This is a genomic window from Bradyrhizobium sp. SRS-191, assembly GCF_024586915.1.
Classification (GTDB): Bacteria; Pseudomonadota; Alphaproteobacteria; order Rhizobiales; family Xanthobacteraceae; genus Bradyrhizobium.
This window is the reverse complement of record NZ_JANBVS010000017.1, coordinates 74,043-91,472: the sequence shown is the minus strand read 5'-3', so window position 1 is coordinate 91,472 and position 17,430 is coordinate 74,043. Positions and strand designations below refer to the sequence as shown.

General features: G+C 65.5%; 13 protein-coding genes and 1 other RNA gene. 10 read left to right on the top strand and 4 right to left on the bottom strand.

Annotated features, from left to right (window positions below; translation table 11 throughout):
• The first annotated feature begins 48 nt into the window (after positions 1-48).
• Together NLR35_RS26080 and NLR35_RS26075 are read left to right on the top strand one after the other, a co-directional pair.
• Positions 49-816 (top strand): response regulator, encoded by a 768-nt coding sequence (locus NLR35_RS26080; RefSeq protein ID WP_257169396.1) that lies wholly within the window; start codon positions 49-51, stop codon positions 814-816.
• On the top strand, positions 806-2,179 hold the full coding sequence (locus tag NLR35_RS26075) for an ATP-binding protein (RefSeq protein ID WP_257169395.1): 1,374 nt from the start codon (positions 806-808) through the stop codon (positions 2,177-2,179). Before NLR35_RS26080 ends, NLR35_RS26075 begins: the two co-directional genes overlap by 11 nt.
• Positions 2,180-2,257: 78 nt before the next feature.
• Here the strand turns inward: NLR35_RS26075 and NLR35_RS26070 are convergent, their stop codons facing one another.
• Complete coding sequence (locus NLR35_RS26070; protein ID WP_257169394.1) at positions 2,258-3,040, bottom strand: DUF2147 domain-containing protein; 783 nt, start codon at positions 3,038-3,040, stop codon at positions 2,258-2,260.
• A gap of 511 nt (positions 3,041-3,551) precedes the next feature.
• Between NLR35_RS26070 and NLR35_RS26065 the strand changes: the two genes are divergently transcribed.
• Positions 3,552-4,736, top strand: coding sequence for an extensin family protein (locus NLR35_RS26065; protein ID WP_257169393.1), 1,185 nt, complete (start codon positions 3,552-3,554; stop codon positions 4,734-4,736).
• Positions 4,737-5,028: 292 nt separating this feature from the next.
• Positions 5,029-5,280, top strand: coding sequence for a hypothetical protein (locus NLR35_RS26060; protein ID WP_257169392.1), 252 nt, complete (start codon positions 5,029-5,031; stop codon positions 5,278-5,280).
• Positions 5,281-5,960: 680 nt separating this feature from the next.
• On the opposite strand, the gene NLR35_RS26055 is transcribed toward NLR35_RS26060, so the two are convergent.
• On the bottom strand, positions 5,961-8,285 hold the full coding sequence (locus tag NLR35_RS26055) for a TonB-dependent receptor (RefSeq protein WP_257169464.1): 2,325 nt from the start codon (positions 8,283-8,285) through the stop codon (positions 5,961-5,963).
• Between the two features lie 192 nt (positions 8,286-8,477).
• On the opposite strand from NLR35_RS26055, the gene nikR reads away from it, so the two are divergent.
• Both nikR and NLR35_RS26045 read left to right on the top strand, forming a co-directional pair.
• Positions 8,478-8,933 (top strand): nickel-responsive transcriptional regulator NikR, encoded by a 456-nt coding sequence (nikR, locus tag NLR35_RS26050; RefSeq protein ID WP_257169391.1) that lies wholly within the window; start codon positions 8,478-8,480, stop codon positions 8,931-8,933.
• Positions 8,934-9,074: 141 nt separating this feature from the next.
• Positions 9,075-9,920, top strand: coding sequence for a hypothetical protein (locus NLR35_RS26045; protein ID WP_257169390.1), 846 nt, complete (start codon positions 9,075-9,077; stop codon positions 9,918-9,920).
• Positions 9,921-10,707: 787 nt separating this feature from the next.
• Here the strand turns inward: NLR35_RS26045 and NLR35_RS26040 are convergent.
• Positions 10,708-11,346 carry a TetR/AcrR family transcriptional regulator gene (locus NLR35_RS26040; RefSeq protein ID WP_257169389.1) on the bottom strand — a complete coding sequence of 213 codons (639 nt, stop codon included), beginning with the start codon at positions 11,344-11,346 and terminating at the stop codon, positions 10,708-10,710.
• 185 nt (positions 11,347-11,531) lie between these two features.
• Between NLR35_RS26040 and NLR35_RS26035 the strand changes: the two genes are divergently transcribed.
• The 4 genes from NLR35_RS26035 to NLR35_RS26020 all read left to right on the top strand — a co-directional run bounded on the left by NLR35_RS26035 (position 11,532) and on the right by NLR35_RS26020 (position 16,838).
• A complete protein-coding gene (locus tag NLR35_RS26035; protein WP_257169388.1) occupies positions 11,532-12,863 on the top strand; it encodes an HlyD family secretion protein in 1,332 nt (443 codons plus the stop codon).
• Between the two features lie 234 nt (positions 12,864-13,097).
• Positions 13,098-14,687, top strand: a complete 1,590-nt coding sequence (locus tag NLR35_RS26030) for a DHA2 family efflux MFS transporter permease subunit (RefSeq protein ID WP_257169387.1) — start codon at positions 13,098-13,100, stop codon at positions 14,685-14,687.
• 116 nt (positions 14,688-14,803) lie between these two features.
• Positions 14,804-14,938 carry a hypothetical protein gene (locus NLR35_RS26025; RefSeq protein WP_257169386.1) on the top strand — a complete coding sequence of 45 codons (135 nt, stop codon included), beginning with the start codon at positions 14,804-14,806 and terminating at the stop codon, positions 14,936-14,938.
• Between the two features lie 82 nt (positions 14,939-15,020).
• Positions 15,021-16,838, top strand: coding sequence for an ABC transporter ATP-binding protein (locus NLR35_RS26020; protein ID WP_257169385.1), 1,818 nt, complete (start codon positions 15,021-15,023; stop codon positions 16,836-16,838).
• Between the two features lie 47 nt (positions 16,839-16,885).
• On the opposite strand, the gene rnpB is transcribed toward NLR35_RS26020, so the two are convergent.
• An RNA gene (rnpB, locus tag NLR35_RS26015) (RNase P RNA component class A) lies at positions 16,886-17,310 on the bottom strand.
• Positions 17,311-17,430 lie beyond the last annotated feature (120 nt).

Below are 17,430 nucleotides of genomic sequence, written 5' to 3'. Positions count from 1 at the left end.
CGCGGCTTCAGGCTGTTCTTTTCGGCCAAAATCGACCATGTTCCGCACATGATGTCGTCACACAATACCGCCGTGGCCGCAGACGCAAACATACCGGCAGCCGCGCGCATCCTCTGCGTCGAGGACGACCGCGAGATCGCAGCATTGCTCACCGAGCTGCTGCAGGAGCACGGCTTCGCGCCGCGCTTCGTGGCCTCGGCGGCGGCGATGAACGACGTCCTGCAGCGCGAGCAGGTCGATCTCATCATGCTCGATCTGATGCTGCCGGACGAAGACGGCATGAGCATCTGCCGCCGCCTGCGCCAGATCTCGACGGTGCCGATCATCATGGTGACCGCCAAGGGCGAGGACATCGATCGCATCCTCGGGCTCGAGCTCGGCGCCGACGACTACGTGGTCAAGCCGTTCAATCCGCGCGAGCTGGTGGCGCGCATCCGCGCGCTGCTGCGCCGCTCGCAACTCCATCCTGCCGTGATCGCCGCGCGCCAGGCCCCGATGAGTTTCGACGGCTGGCGCATCGAGCCCGCGACCCGCACGCTGTTCGATCCGGATCGCGTCAAGATCACCCTGACCAGCGCCGAGTTCGACATCCTGCTGGCGTTCTGCCGCAATGCCGGGCGCGTGCTGTCGCGCGAGCAGCTGATCGAGCTGGCGCATGGCGGCCAGGCCGGTCCGGTGGAGCGCAGCATGGACGTCCACATCAGCCGCATCCGCCAGAAGATCGAGCCCGGCGCGAAGAGCTGGAGCATGATCAAGACCGTGCGCCTCGGCGGCTACGTCTTCACGCCAAGAGTCGAGACCCTCGATGAAGCCTGACAACAAGACGTGTCCGCGCCTCGGCCTCACCACGCAGATCGTGACCTTGGCGTCGCTCTCGGTGCTGTTCGGCATGGTACTGATGATCGCGGCGGTGCTGCTGTTCTTCGATCCGCCGGACGAGCAGGAATCGCCGGCCTATGGCGTCGCCCGCGTCGGCGAGGCCGTGCATTTCGTCCGCGCCGCCAAGGATCCCGTCGCCGTCGAGAGCAGCCTGTCGAGCCTGCGCAGCTCGGGTATCCAGGTCGAGCTGGTGCCGCTGACCGCGCTCACCTTGTTGCCGAAGCCGGAACGCAGCGTGCCGCTGACGTCGAAGCTCGCGCGCCGCCAGCTCGGTGTGCTGCGCGACGTCACCTTGCTGCACGGCGTCGGCTATGGCGCGGCGCCGCCGACCCAGATCATCGTTCAGGTCGATAGTGAGCACGCGCTGGTGTTCGACGACGTGCCGCGGCTGGAATTCTGGTCGATCGTGGTCAAGCCGACCGCCGTATTCCTGTTCCTCATCCTGATCCTCGGCGTGCTGCTGTCGATCTATGCGGCGCGGGCGATCATCCGGCCGCTCTCGGACATGGCGCGCGCGGCGTCAGCGTTCGGCCGCTCGCCGGGCGCGCAGGAGCCGCTCGGCCGGCGCGGGCCGAAGGAGATCGTCCAGGTCGCCGACGCGTTGAACGAGATGCAGGCCCGCATCCGCGCGCTGCTCGACGACCGCACGCGGATGCTGGCGGCGATCAGCCACGATCTGCGCACGCCGCTGACCCGGCTGCGGCTGCGCTCGGAGCGGATCGGGCAGGGCGACATGCGCAGCGCGATGCTGCGCGACATCGACCAGGTCAGCCGCATGCTCGACGAGACGCTCGACTACCTGCGCGACGACACCAAGGCCGAGCAGCCGGCGCGCATCGAGCTGTCGAGCCTGTTGGAAACCATCTGCTGCGATTTCGCCGATGTCGGCCACGCCGTCAGCTATCGCGGCCCGCAGCGGCTGGTCTGCGAGGGCCGGCCGCGGGCGCTGTCGCGCGCGGTGACCAACGTGGTCGAGAACGCCGTCAAGCACGGCAGCGAGGTGATCGTCAGCCTCGATGCCACGTTGGAGGGCGTCATCGCCATCGAGGTCGCCGATGACGGCCCGGGCATTCCGCAGGCGCTGCAGGCGCGCGCGCTGGAGCCGTTCGTCAAGCTCGACCAGGCGCGCTCGGCCGGCGGCTTCGGCTTGGGCCTGTCGATCGCGCAGGAGATCATGAAGAAGCACGACGGTGGCATCGCGCTGATGCCGAACACGCCGCGCGGCCTGCGCGTGCGGCTGTCGCTGCCGCTGCGGGCGGTGCTGCCCGCCGCCGCGGCGATCCCCGCCAAGGTGGCGTGAGAGCCATCAGACAAAAGACCCCGCCGGAGGGACTGATCCCGGCGGGGTCTCCCATCCGCTGACGGCGGGGGGACGGCGTCAGCTGATGCGTTTCCAGGTCTGGCCGCCGCAGAACAGGCCGCCGAACGCGCAGCCCTGGACTCGCAGGGTGGTCGGGTTCTTCAGCACGACGGTGGAGTCGTAGTTGCCGCCGCCATCGGGATCATGGATGCGGCCGACCCATTTGCTGTCCTTCGGCTTCATGTTGATCAGGATCTTCTCGCGCGTCTTCTCGGCGAAGCCGCAGATGTTGGGGCCGCACGGCTCGATCACGACATTGCCCTTGCCGCCCTCGGTGGCCCACAGGCCGAGCGGCGAGTTCGGATCGGCAGCCGGCGCGGGGGCGGGCGCAGCAACGGCCGGTGCGGCAGCAACGGTGGTCGGCGCGGGAGCAGCGGCGGGCGCCGGCTGCACCGCCGGTGCGGTCATGGCGACGGGCGCCGGCGGCACCGGCATCTGCACCGTCGAGGATGGCGCGACAGGAGCGGCCGCTGCGGCAACGGTCGGTGCGGCGACGGCCGCGGGCGCATTGACCTGCGGGGCCGCGACGGGCGCGGCGGCAGGCGCGACAGCCGTCGGAGCCGGTGCGGCGGCCGCGCCGGCCGCAGGCGCCTTGCTCGCCGGCGTGTCATCGTCATCGAACTTGGATTTCAGCCCGCTGAGATCGACGCCGGAGACCTGCAGGCAGGACAGCGATTGGCAGTTGCGCGGCATGGTCACGCGGATCTTGCGGCCGTCGAAATCGAAGGCGATCGAGCTGCCGGCCTGCGCGGCGCTGCTCGCGATCAGAATGGCTGCTGCGGCCAGAAAGACGGTCTTCATGGAGTGCTCCCTCAGGTCCGCGTCGTGAACCTGAGGACCCTCTTAGGCGAGCCTCCCGGCTTTGATCTGTGACAAAGGTCACAGTCGTCCCTCGGACGACGGACACCAAGCGCGCAGCCTGACGCTTGCACGGCAACCCGATGTCACGGATCAATTGATCGAGATCGAAGCGCGGCGATCAGACCAAGCCGACGACGATCGCGCCGACAAATGCAAACACGACATACGTGACCACCATGCTCAGCCGATCGGCAAGGCTCATGGGACGGCTCCCGTTTCGCATTCCTCGCGCAGCTGACCTGCGCTCTCTCCTGATGGCGCTCCCGATGCAGCGTGCGCGTGACGCAGCCGTTTCGTAAAGCGCGCCACACATACCCGATCGGCATCGGCAAAAAAGACAGCGCGGCTGTCACTTCCCCGTAAAAAGACCGTCGTCGCGTCTCCATGGTTTGCGTCCCGTAAATGGACGGCATTGACAGGTCCTTAAGCAAATTGCCGCAAACCTCTGCAGATGACGCGCGGAGTTCGTTTGTATCTCGTCGGCTCCATCGTCCTTGTCTCGCTTGCGGGTTGCGGCCGTGGATTTTTCCAGGAACGCGAGCCGTGGCGGGCCGAGGCCGAGATCGCCTGCCTGAAATCAGGCGCGGTGAGGGAGAGTGCGGACATCGTCCGCATCGATCCGATCTCAGGCCCCGGCATGTGCGGCGCCGACTATCCCTTGAAAGTGGCCGCGCTCGGCGAGGCCACCGCGAGCTATGGCTTCGCCGACGAGAGCCTGCGCCCGCCGGGATCGATCGGCGGCCAGCCGCGCTGGCCGATCAACAAACAGCCGCCGAGCTATCCGCCGTCGACCTACCAGCCTCAGCCGGCCTATCCCTCGTCGAATGCAGGCTATCCGAACGCTGCATCGGCCCAGCCGGGCTACGGCGCCGCGCCGGGAGCGCCGCTGCAACTCGAGCCGCCGGCAGGCGAGGACGACGTCAACCTGCCGGCCGACAGGTCGTATCCCGCCGCGCCGTATCGAGGCCAGCCCGCGCCGCGCACCGCCTATCCGCAGCAGCAGGAGCCGCCGCCGCGGCTCGGGCCGTCGCGCGATCCGGTCGGCACCACCGGGCCGGTGGCGGTGAAGCCGACCGCGACGCTCGCCTGTCCAATCGTCTCCGCGCTGGACCGCTGGCTCGCCGAGTCGGTGCAGCCGGCCGCGCAGCGCTGGTTCGGCCAGCGCGTCGTCGAGATCAAGCAGATCTCGGCCTATTCCTGCCGCGGCATGAACGGCAATCCGAGCGCGCACATCTCCGAGCACGCCTTCGGCAATGCGCTCGACATCTCGGCCTTCATCCTCTCCGACGGCCGCCGCATCACCGTCAAGGACGGCTGGATCGGCGTGCCGGAAGAGCAGGGCTTTCTGCGTGACGTCCAGGGTGGCGCCTGCCAGCAGTTCACCACGGTGCTCGCGCCCGGCTCCAACGTCTATCACTACGACCACATCCATGTGGACCTGATGCGCCGCGCCAGCCGCCGGCTGATCTGCCAGCCTGCTGCGCAATCCGGCGAGACGGTCGCCGCGCGCGTCCAGCAGCGCCGCTATGGCTACGGCCAGCGCGACCCTGACGTGACCAGCTCGATCCCGGCGCGCAAGCAGCCCAAGTCGATCGGCCAGCTGATCAACGAGGAAGACGAGTTCCGCGATTATTGAGAAGAGGCGAATAGCGAATGGCGAGTAGCGAATCGAGGCCATTGCATCCATTCGCCATTCGCTCTTCGCCACTCGCTCGCGCCTGTGCGCGTCTGTGGATTTCTCTTCCGCAGGATGCACTCGAGCGCACGCCCTGTTCCGCTCCGGAACGCAAATGCCCGCAGCGTGGGTTGCGCATTAGGAGTCCGTTGACCAATTTTGCCGTCCGCCATTGGCCGACACTAGACCTGCCACACTCGCCAGGAACAAGGCGCGCGGGGTTCTGGTTGCTGGCCGGATGGGAGTGGTGGAGATGGCATTGTATCGCATCAAGGCGATTGGCTCGGGCTTCGAGGTCTGCACCGGCGAGCAGCCGATCCTGGTGTGCCGCTCGCTGAAGATCGCCCGCCGCGCCGTCGCCGATGCGCAGCGTCTCGCGCTGATGCCGCCGAAGCCGATTCCGTGGCGGGTGCCGCCGCCGAGCGCGAGCTGCAACGAGGTCAGCGATGACGATGTGGATTTCGAGATCGCAATCGTTGCTGATGGTCCGCCTTTGTGCGGGTGACGAGGGATGCGTTGTACGGTCAGGCCTTGGTTGAGCTGCCCTCCAACGGCGCGGACGCTGCGCTCCCTTTCCCCGTTCTTCACGGGGCCGCGACGAGCTTCGTTCGCGCTGAGAGGGCTGGGGTGAGGGGCAGCCACACGGGCAGAGCAACTGATGAGTTCGATTCTCACACTCGAGACCTCGGTGATGCATCTGTTTGCCAGGCAAAGGTGAGAGTAGCTTACTATTCACACCACCCGTGGCGCTGCCCCTCACCCCGACCCTCTCCCCGTGAAGAACGGGGAGAGGGAGCGCACCGCCGCTGAGGTGTGGACAGGGACTCTCATCAGCGTCGCTTGGGGTTTCCAGACTCCACTACTCATTGAGCCGAGCTCTTCGCCAAAAAGACGGTGAGCTCCCCTCCCCCTTGCGGGGAGGGGTTGGGGGTGGGGGTCTCCGGGCGCTGAACTCAGTAAGTGCCCCGATCAGCCATGAGCGACCGGAGAGCGCAACCAGAAGCGTCCTGCTCTTCAAGGTCTTGAAATCATCATGAGGAGCGGAGTTCGTGGACCCCCACCCCCGACCCCTCCCCGCAAGGGGGAGGGGAGGGCACTGTTCGCGCGGCGGGCGTGTGCCTCTATTGAAGATCGAAGCAACGATGTTGAGCCGAGGAAACGATCCGCCGGTATGACAAGCAAGTTTTAAAACGTTCCCGCCACCGTCACCCGGAACGTGAGCGGCTCGATCGGGTGGAGCACGCGGTCCATCACGCCGGTTTGGCAGACTTGCGTGGGCACGGTCGACGTCCCCCCGCGGGGGTAGCAAGTCTGGTACAGCGCGTCGCTCGGCAGCAGCGAGCCATATCCATACGAGATCTGGTTGGCCTTGGTGTTGAACAGGTTCAGCACATCGAGCTGGATCCGCCAGCCATTGGCGTCGCGGAAGCCGATGCGGCCGTTGAACACGCTGGTCGCGGTGGAGCGGAAATAGTTGTCCTCGGTCAGCGGCGTTGCGCCCAGATAGCGCCAGCGCACCCCGCCGAACCAGCCGGTCGTCTCGCCGAGGGTGATGCCCGCCGAGGCGATCATCGACGGCGCATTGGGGATGTAGTTGCCGGGCGCGTTGCCGCGCAACACCTCGGCCGGCGCGCCCAGACCGATCAACTGGGCATAGGTCGCGGCCTGATCGGTATCCTCGCCGACGAAGCGCGCATGGGTCATCGCGAGGTCGGCATCGATGTCGATCCACGACGCCGGGCGATAATGGTTGGTGAACTCGAAGCCGTAGCGCCGACTCGGCCGGCTTGCCGAGGTGTCGCCGGCGTCGCCCGAGAACAGGATCTCGGAGTCCTGGTTGAGCATGAAGACGCTCAGCGAGGAATCGAGTCCGGGGATGATCCGGGTACGCATTCCGACCTCGGCGCCCTTGGTGCGCACCAGCAGCGGTGACGAGGCGAGCTTGTTGTTCGCATTAGCCGGATCCTCGGTCGTCGTCGCGCCGCGCGCATCATTGCTGTGCATGCCATAGCCGGCGCCGAGGAAGAATTCCGTCTGGTTGAACGGCCCGACCACCATGCGAAACTTGGGACTGCCGAGGCCGGCTGCCGCGTCTCCGGTGTTGTTGCCGTTGGTCAGCGAATAGACATGCGTCTGGTAATAATCGCCGCGATAGCCGACGGTGGTGCGCAGCCAGTCGGTCCAGCGCACGGTGTTCTCGACATAGAGCCCGACGCTGCCTTCGCCGACCTTGTCGGCGCGAACGGTGGTCAGATAGTTGCGCTGTGCGGTGTAGCTCAGCGCCAGCGCGATGTCGTCGTAGCGCGTCCGGACGCCGAAGGTCGTCTCCATCGGTAAGCCGGCAAAGCTGCCGTTGAGCGTCCGCGAGGCATTGGCGCCGAGCATCAGCCGGTCGTCATGCTGGTGGAACTGATCGCCATTGACGGGGTCGCGCAGCGCATAGGTGAAATTGTTGTAGAGATCGAGCTGGCTCTTCACCAGATAGGCATTCGCCTTCCACGAGCCCGCCTCGTCGGTGCCGGCGACGCGGCCCGACAGCGCGAAGCGGTTGGTCTTGCCGCCGTCGGTCGGATCGACCGCATCGTAGCGGCCGAGTTCGCCCGACGTGATCGCACGCTCCGGCACCTGGTCCGTCGAGGTCCAGCGATTCGCATAGGCCATGCCGGTGATCGAGAAGCCGTCGGTCGCGGTGCCCTGCGAGTAGCGCATCAGTCCGTTGAGCTTCTTGGCGTCGTCCGGCGTGGTCCATGGGCCGTCATAGCGGCCCGCCTCGCCCGCGATCAGCAGGTGGCCGTCGCCGACATGCACGGAGTCCATGCCGAAGAAGCGGCGATAGCCGAAGCTGCCCGCCGTCATCTGCGCGATCGCCTTGGGCACGCTGTCGACCAGGCCGATATGCACGCTGCCGACCGAGGCGAAATCACCTTCATCTGCGAAATAAGGGCCCTTGCGCACGTCGACACGGCCGATCGTCTCCGGCATCAGCCAGTTGAGGTCGGCATAGCCCTGGCCATGCGCATGGGTGCGCATGTTGACCGGCACGCCGTCGACGAACAGCGCCAGGTCGGTGCCGTGGTCGAGATTATAGCCGCGCAGAAAATACTGGTTGGCTTTGCCTTCGCCGGAGTGCTGCGTGACGATCAGCCCGGGCACGGCCTCCAGTACCTCGCCGGGGCGCGTCGCAGGTCGCGCGTTGATCTCCTCGCCGGTGACGACCGTCTCGCTCGCCATGTCCTGCGGGCGCGCCGCGCCGGTGCCGGCGCTGGGCGCGCCTGATAGCGCCGAGGCGGCTGCGGCCGTCGCGGTCGGCGCCGCTCCGACAAGCGGGCGTGGTGCGCCCGGTTTCGGCTGTTGGGCCGCGCGCCGGACCTGCGGCTTGGGCTTGGTGGTGCGCTTGGGCGCATCGACATCGACCGTCGGCAACTCGGCGGGGGCGCGCTCCGGATGGGCCTGCGCCTGCTGCGCCAGTGCCGCCATCAGTACACCCACACTCGCCCCACGCCACCGCATCGTCGCCACGCGCCTCGATCTCACCATCGGACGTGCATGCATCATCGTTGGCCGCGAGCCCTCATTGGCTGGCGGCACGCGCGCTTGGATCGCCCCACTGTCGAGTGTTAAAGAACGCTAAGGTGACACCAGTATGATGTCAACGGACAAACATCATACTGCTAGGCCTGTGTTGCCGCCGGGAGACGATGCATGCAGCGCCTGACGATCACCATCGACGATGATCTGCTCGCGGAGGTCGACGCCTTCATGGAACGGCGCGGCTACGACAATCGCTCGGAGGCGTTTCGCGACCTCTTGCGCAGCGGCCTGGAGAGCGCCGACACCGGCGCCAGCGACACCCGCCCGTGCATCGCCACCCTGAGCTACGTCTACGATCACGCCGCGCGCGAATTGCCCAAGCGGCTGACGCAGGAGGCGCACGACCATTCCGGCCTCGCCCAGGCCACCCTGCACGTCCACATCGATCAGGAGAGCTGCCTCGAGGTCACCGTGCTCAAGGGCGAGCGGGCGGAGGTCAAGGCCTTCGCCGACCACGTCATCGCCGAGCGCGGCGTCCGCCACGGCCACGTCGCGATGATGCCGATCGAGGCGGCGCATGGCGATGGGCATGCGCATCCGCACGCGACGAAGGGCGGGAAAAAGTAAGAAGCAGCCGGCCACCGCTCATCTGCTTTGCCCTCAGTCCGCTGAATTACGAACATAAATCGAAATGGCTTCGTAGGCGGCCACACGGCTAACGTGTATGATGACGCCCTGAACAGTCGGGTGACTTCGGAGATTTCGTATATGAGCCATGGTCAGGAACAAGATCGGACTCTGTTTACATTCTTAGACTATGTCGGGTTAGCTTTGATCCTTATGCCGGTGGAAGAGGTAGGACGCCGATTTCTAGAAGGGCACACAATTTCTATTCGCGGATGGATAGTTGCCTGTATTTCGCTGTTTCTGGGAGCTTTAGTTCTTTATGTATCCAAGTGGTCAAACAGCCTTCAAGAAGGTCTAGTGAAGGCTCTCCGCCGAGCGCCTCTCTCGAACGATCGTATGCCAATGCATCTTCGATTTCGGGGAGACGCCGGACGTCTAACCTTGATACTGGCGCCGTTGATTGTCGTCATATCCTTTATGGTCTTGATGTGGAAGGTATCCCCTACAGAGAAGGCACTACAAGTTGAGAACGTCCGGCCTGATCGTGATAACAGGCCGTTCCTCTCAATCCCGCGTGCGATGATGCCAGCATATTTGGAGCAAATGAAAGAGGCGCTGACAGCTAGCCTTCCCTCCGGTGTCAAAACATGCCATGCAATTATCTTTTCCAAACCTCAGAGCGAGAAGGCTAGTTCCGTCACCGTGCAAATTAAAGCTCTTCTGGAAGCTAAGGGCTGGATCGTTGAGCGCGGGGTCACTGGGAATAGATCATTCAAAGGAGATGCGGATATTGTGGCAACCAGCAACAATCAATCAAAGCTGTGTTCGGTGACGCTTGCTCAAATGATGGCAACGTTCCCTTCCTTTGCATTTGGGTTTCAAGATAATCAGACGTCCTACGAACTATCGCTCTGCCCGGAGTGCATTGAGATTCTAATCGGTGAATATGATGCAAGCTTGAGCAAGTTGAGCGATAGAAACCAGTAAGTCGCACGTATTCGCTAAGAGCAAAAGGTGGTCCGGCTGAAAACGGGGCGACCGCCTCCTGAGACAGACAATGGTATGCGAGATCGTCGGGGCGCTGAATCACTATGTCGCGCTGCCCTACCCTCGCGGCCTCTGACGAGTCTGGCCTGCCGCGAACCTGCGCGCAGAAGCTCATTTCATCAATCCCATCAAGCTGATTTGCCCTGTCCAGTCCCCGCGCCAAAAATATTCAACTTCCATTTTTCCGAATTTTATGGTTCTCTCTCCCCATCCCGCCTCGATCGAAGAGGGACGTTTCGCGGTCGTCACGAGCGTTGGGGGCGGGGAGTGGTGGCCTGTCGGCGCGCAGCGCGCTGAAAATCGCGAGCGGACGAACGCGACCGGCAGGACGGTGAAGTCGTAGGGTCCTGACGCCCCGACGCTGGCGTCAAGTTCGCGGCCGATGCTGAAAGCATCGCGCGGATGACGGTGGCTACAAGGCCGGACACCGGGGAGACTGCGTATAAGCCGTCAACCCATCGCGCGGGGAAGGCCGGGTCGTCTCGGCCAAACCTGTGGTACCTGCCGCCTGCATTTTTTTCCGCAGGCGGGCCACGGGCGCGGCCAGCGCCCGGCCTTCCCTGCGCCCTCCGATCGAAGCGAGGGTGATCTGATTGCAAAGCTCGGGCGTCACCTGCCGCGAGAAGGAGAGCGCATGTCCCGGACGGATTTGGCTGTGACGGACTTGGCTATGACGGACTTGGCTGTGACCGATCGTGCCGCGGTTCTCATCGCGGCCGGCGAGGTCTCAGGACCTGATGCCGTAGGTCGCGAGGAACATGCGCACGGCGCTGGCCACCACCTTGTGCACCTCGTCCGGCGAGGGGGCGGGGGCGCCCTGGAAGATGAAGGGCAGGAACAGCGTCGCCTGGCACATCAGCTGGAATTGCGAGGCCGCGAGATGACAGTCATCGATTGCGAGCTCCTTCGCCTCGACGCGGGCCTGCAGATAAGCCGCGAGCCGGCCGATCGTGCCTTCGATGACGCAGTCGTAATAGCGGCGCCCGACCTCCGGCATGCGCTCGGCGATCGCCATGACCGTGCGGATCGCCGATCCGCCGCCGGGACGGCATACCACGGCAATCCAGGCCGTGCCGAATTCATACAGCACGGTCTCGGCATCACGGGAGGGATCGAAATCGAAGTTCGAGGCGCCCCGATGCACGGTCTCTTCGGCGACGATCGCCTCGAACAGGCGGAATTTGTCGGCGAAGTAGACGTAGAGCGTGCCCTTGGAGACACCGGCGACACGCGCGATCTCGCCCATGCTGGCGCCATCGAAACCCATGTCCATGAAGACCTTGCGGGCGCCTTCGAGGATCTGACGCCGTTTCGAGGAATCCTCGTCCTGCATCACCTGGGTAGTGCTGTCGGCCGGATCAATCATTGGTTTAGGCTGTTCCCGAAGATTTGGCCGGTGCCAACGTCACAAAAGCATCTGCGCAGATATGTTGCGGTAGCGAAGATATAAATTGACCGAACGGTTCGGTCAATGATAAAGGTCGATTGACCGAACGGTTCGGTCGGAATTTTGGGGGCGCGCGGCCCCGCTGTCATGGGTGGGAGTGGCTGATGGCTGCTGCGAGAGAACAGGCTGTGCGGGTGCGCCGTCCGGATGCCGAGGAGGCATCGGGCCAGGCCAAGCACGAGGCGGCCCGTCCGCAAGCCAGCGATGCCGCCCAGCGCAACCCAATCGAGTCGAAGGCGCCGAAAGCGGACGTTACCCCCGAGGCCCCGCTCGAACTGCCGGCGGCTCCGCCGGCCGCGGCTCCCGCCGGAGAGAAGCCCCAGGCGGCTCCGGCTGCGCCGCCCAAATCCGGCAAGCGCAAGCGTGTGCTCGCCGGCATCGGCCTGCTGCTGGCGCTCGCCGCCGCCGGCTATGGGACGCATTATTGGATGGTCGGCCGCTTCATGGTGTCGACTGACGATTCCTATGTCCGCGCCAACAACACCATGCTGGGCGCGCGCGTCTCCGGCCACATCCAGGAGATCGTGCCGCGCGACAATGCCGTGGTGCGCAAGGGCGACGTGATCTTCCGCATCGACGACGGCGACTACAAGATCGCGGTCGATGCCGCACGCGCCAAGATCGCCACCCAGGAGGCGACCATCGCCCGCATCGGCCGCCAGGTCGCCGCGCAGCAGAGCGCAGTCGAGCAGGCGCAGGCCAACCTGACCTCGTCCGAGGCCGCGATGAAGCGCGCCGGGCTCGACTATGAGCGCCAGCAGGCGCTGAGCACCAAGGGCTTCGCCTCGCATGCGACCTTCGAGCAGTCGGAAGCCACACGCGACCAGGGCATGGCCGCGGTCCGCGCCGCGCGTGCGGCATTCGACGCGGCGCGCGACAATGTCGAGGTGACCAAGGCGCAGCAGGCCGAGGCGCAGGCGCAGCTCGCCGAGCTCACGACTTCGCTCGCCAAGGCCGAGCGCGATCTCGAATTCGCCACCGTCCGCGCGCCGGTCGACGGCACGTTCTCGAACCGCCTGGTCAATACCGGCGACTTCGTCGCCGTGGGCCAGCGGCTCGGCAACGTCGTGCCGCTGGACGACGTCTTCATCGACGCCAACTTCAAGGAAACCCAGCTCAAGCGTATCCGTCCGGGCCAGCCGGTCACGATCAAGGTTGATGCCTATGGCGCGCGCGGCTTCAAGGGTGCGGTCGACAGCATCTCTCCGGCCGCGGGCTCGGTGTTCACCTTGCTGCCGCCGGACAACGCCACCGGCAACTTCACCAAGATCGTGCAGCGTCTGCCCGTCCGCATCCGCGTGCCGAAGGACGTCGCGCGCCAGAACCTGCTGCGCGCCGGCATGTCGGTCTACGTGACGGTGGATACCACCGACGGCGCCAAGGATGCCGACACCGACGCCGACCTCGATGCACCGGCGACGGTGCAGGGGAAGTAGTTAGATCGTCGAATGAGGATGGCTGCAGGAAGATTGATCCTGCAGTCGGCGTTGAACCAAGATGCTTCGGCATCGGCAGTGAGCTCCCTCCCCCCTTGCGGGGGAGGGTTGGGGTGGGGGGTCTCCGGGCGAGACCGCCGTTGGGGACCCCCACCCCCGACCCCTCCCCGCAAGGGGGAGGGGAGTGCACTGTCCAAGCGGCGCGGTCCCTGACCTACGCGGACATCTGAGACCATGGCCACCGCCACCACAGCCGACCCCACCATGAGCGCGCCCGCCGCGCCGTCGGATCGCATCGCGCCGCGCCGGCTGATCGCGTTCCTGATCATGGTGTTCGGCATGTTCATGTCGATCCTGGACATCCAGATCGTGTCGGCCTCGCTGACCGAGATCCAGGCCGGACTGTCGGCGAGCTCCAGCGAAGTGTCGTGGGTGCAGACCGCCTACCTGATCGCCGAGGTGATCGCGATCCCGCTGTCCGGCTTCCTGTCGCGCGCGCTCGGCACGCGGCTGTTGTTCGCGATATCGGCCGCCGGCTTCACCATCTCCAGCTTCCTGTGCGGCTTCGCCTCGTCGATCGAGCAGATGATCCTGTGGCGCGCGCTGCAGGGCTTCCTCGGCGCAGGCATGATCCCGACCGTGTTCGCCTCGGCCTATACGGTGTTCCCGCGCAGCAAATTCCACATCGTCGGTCCCATCATCGGCCTCGTCGCCACGCTCGCGCCGACCGTGGGCCCGACCGTCGGCGGCTACATCACCGACGCGATGTCCTGGCACTGGCTGTTCTTCGTCAACATCCCGCCGGGCATCCTGATCACCATCGGCGTGCTGGCGCTGGTCGATTTCGACGAGCCGCATTTCGAGCTGCTCGAGCGCTTCGACTGGTGGGGCCTGTTGTTCATGGCCGGCTTCCTCGGCTCGCTCGAATATGTGCTGGAGGAGGGGCCGCAATATGAGTGGCTGCAGGACACGTCGGTGGCGATCTTCGCCGCGGTGTGCGCGGTGTCCGCGATCGGCTTCTTCTGGCGCGTGCTGACGGCGGACGAGCCGATCGTCGATCTGTTCGCCTTCGGCAACCGCAATTTCGCCGTGGGATGCCTCCTGCAATTCTGCATCGGCATCGGCCTCTACGGCCTGACCTACATCTATCCGCGCTACCTCGCCGAAGTGCGCGGCTACAGCGCGCTGATGATCGGCGAGACCATGTTCGTCTCCGGCGTGGTGATGTTCCTGATGGCGCCGGTGGTCGGCCGCCTGATGGTGAAGATCGACATGCGGCTGATCATCGCCTTCGGCCTCGTCATCTTCGCGATCGGCTCCTACCAGATGACCGGCATTACCCGCGACTACGACTTCTGGGAGCTGTTCCTGCCGCAGGTGATGCGCGGCGTGGGCATGATGTGCGCGATGGTTCCGACCAACAACATCGCGCTCGGCACGCTCGCGCCCGACCGGGTCAAGAACGCCTCCGGCCTGTTCAACCTGATGCGCAATCTCGGCGGCGCGGTGGGGCTTGCGATCATCAACCAAGTGCTGAACGACCGCACCGACCTGCACATCTCCCGCCTGCATGAGCGCGTCACCTGGGGTAACGCCACCGCGGTCGAGACGCTCAACATGCTGCAGCAGAAGCTGCAGGGCATGGGCGACTCGGCGCTGATGGCGATGAAGCAGCTGTCGCAGATCGTACACCGCCAGGCGGTGGTGATGGGCTATGGCGATGCGTTCTTCATGCTGACTTGCTTCTACATCGCGCTCAGTTTCATGGTGCTGCTGCTCAACAAGCCGAGCTCGCCGATGGCCGGCGGCGGCGACGCACATTGACGTGAGACGCCCGCGGGACGACCGCGGGTTGCCAAATCGTACCGTCGATGGTATGGAACACGAATTGTCGCTCGAACCGGGGAGATCTGCATGACGACATCGCATCTGCAGACCGCATGCACCCGGTCGATGCTCGCGCTCCCGATCTCTGCATTGCCGACCGCTATTCTCTCGACATCCGCGCGGTCGATGCCGGTTCTGGTGTTCCGTCGCTCGTATTGAGCGCCACCGTCTCACTTCCCAACGCCTGATACTTCATTCGCAGACCGCGCCGCGTCGCGTCTGCTTCATTTGGAGCCGGTCCTGCGCCCGCGAGCGCGACCGGATGATGCCATGACCCTCGACGTCTCCGGCCTGAAGGCCGACAAGCGACCCGCCGCGATTCGCGTCGTGATCCCGTTCGTGACCCGCCATTGGCGGAAGCAGCCGCGCATGACCCTCGGCATCGCGGTGTGCCTGCTCGGCGCCACCGCCGCCGATCTGTTCATGCCGCTGTTCTCCGGCAAACTCGTCGATGCGCTGACGCTCGGTCCTGCCAATGCCGACGCCCGGCATAGCGCGCTGGTGGCGTTCGCCGCCATCGTCGCGCTCGGCTTCGCATCGATCGTGCTGCGGCTGTCGGGCCTGCAACTGATCGTGCCGTTCACGCTCCGCATCATGTCGGACGTCGCGCGCGACGCCTTCGTGCGCGTGCAGCGCTTCTCCACCGACTGGCACGCCAACAGCTTCGCCGGCTCCACGGTGCGCAAGATCACCCGGGGCATGTGGGCGCTCGATCTCTACAACGACACCATCCTGCTGGCCTTGCTGCCGTCACTGTCGGTGCTGCTCGGCTCGATGGTGCTGCTCGGCCTGCATTGGGGCGTGCTTGGCGGCGTCATCGCTGTCGGTGCGTTGCTGTACGTCGCGATGACGGTCGTGTTCTCGACCCGCTACATCGCGCCGGCCGCGCGGATTTCCAATGCCTGGGACACCAAGGTCGGCGGGACGCTCGCGGATGCACTGAGCTGCAACGCGGTGGTGAAGTCGTTCGGGGCGGAGGCCCGCGAGGACGGCCGGCTGATGCGCGTCGTCAGCCGCTGGTCCCGGCGCGTCAACCGTACCTGGCTGCGCTACAACACGACCGCTGCCGTGCAGCTCGGCGTGCTGCTGTGCCTGCGCTCGTCGGTGATCGGCGGCGCCGTGCTGCTGTGGATGGCGGGCCGGGCATCGCCCGGCGACGTCACCTACGTGCTGACGAGCTACTACGTGATCCATGCCTATCTGCGTGACGTCGGCATGCACATCAACAACCTGCAGCGCGCGGTCAACGACATGGACGAGCTGGTCGCGATCCATGGCGAGCCGATCGGCATCGTCGATGCCGCCGATGCCAAGGCGATGACGGTGAGCGGCGGGCACATCGTGTTCGATGGCGTCACCTTCCACTATGGCGGCCATCGCGTTCCGCTCTACGACCGGCTGTCGGTGGACATCCGGCCGGGCGAGCGGATTGGCCTCGTCGGGCGCTCCGGCTCCGGCAAGACGACGTTCGTCAAGCTGGTGCAGCGGCTCTACGACGTCAGCGGCGGGAGAATTCTGATCGACGGGCAGGACATCGCCCATGCGAAGCAGGACTCGCTGCGCAGCCAGATCGCGATCGTGCAGCAGGAGCCGATCCTGTTCCACCGCTCGCTCGCCGAGAACATCGCCTATGGCCGCCCCGGCGCCAGCCAGGCGGAGATCGAGCAGGCGGCGCGGCTCGCCAATGCGCACGAGTTCATCACGCGCCTGCCCAAGGGCTACGGCACCTTGGTCGGCGAGCGCGGCGTGAAACTGTCGGGCGGCGAGCGGCAGCGGGTCGCGCTGGCGCGCGCGTTCCTGGCGGATGCGCGCGTGCTGATCCTGGACGAGGCGACGTCGAGCCTCGATTCGGAATCGGAGGCACTGATCCAGGAGGCGATGGAACGGCTGATGAAGGGCAGGACGGCGATCGTGATCGCGCATCGGCTGGCGACCGTGCGCAGCCTCGACCGCATCCTGGTGTTCGACCGCGGTCGCATCGTCGAGCAGGGCAGCCATGCCATGCTCGTCGGCAAGCCCGGCGGGCTCTATCGCAGCCTGTTCGAGCGCCAGGCCACCGAGTTCGGCCAGCTCTCGGCCGCAGGATGATCAAAATGGTGAGGGGCCCGACGCTTGAGCGTCGAGCCCCTCATGAACATATCAGCCGGCCTGTAAGCCGGGTTCTGTAGGGCACCGTATGCTTGCGCATGACGATACGTGACGGCCATTCCTCTGGGATCGCGCTTGCGCGAGACCTCGGGCAACCTACCCGGACGGCGAGCCTGACATCGCTCCCGCGGACGTCATCGCTGACGCGATTGTCTCCGCGTGGCCGTCCCTATTCGGTTTTGCTCCCGGTGGGGTTTACCATGCCGGTTCCGTTGCCGGCCCCGCGGTGCGCTCTTACCGCACCTTTTCACCCTTGCTGCCTCCCTTGCAGGAGGAAGCGGTTCGTTCTCTGTGGCACTGTCCCTGGGGTCGCCCCCGCCGGACGTTATCCGGCACCGCATGTCGATGGAGCCCGGACTTTCCTCCCCGGCGGCCTTTCGGCACCTGCCGGAGCGGCCGTCCGGCCGACTGACGTGGCCTGAATGGGGCTTATCGACCAGCGCGTCAAGCCTCGCCGCGCCGGCGCAAAATATTATGTCGGGAGTGTCGTCCCGCCCGCGCACCGTTCGACTGGATGTTGGCGCAACAGCCG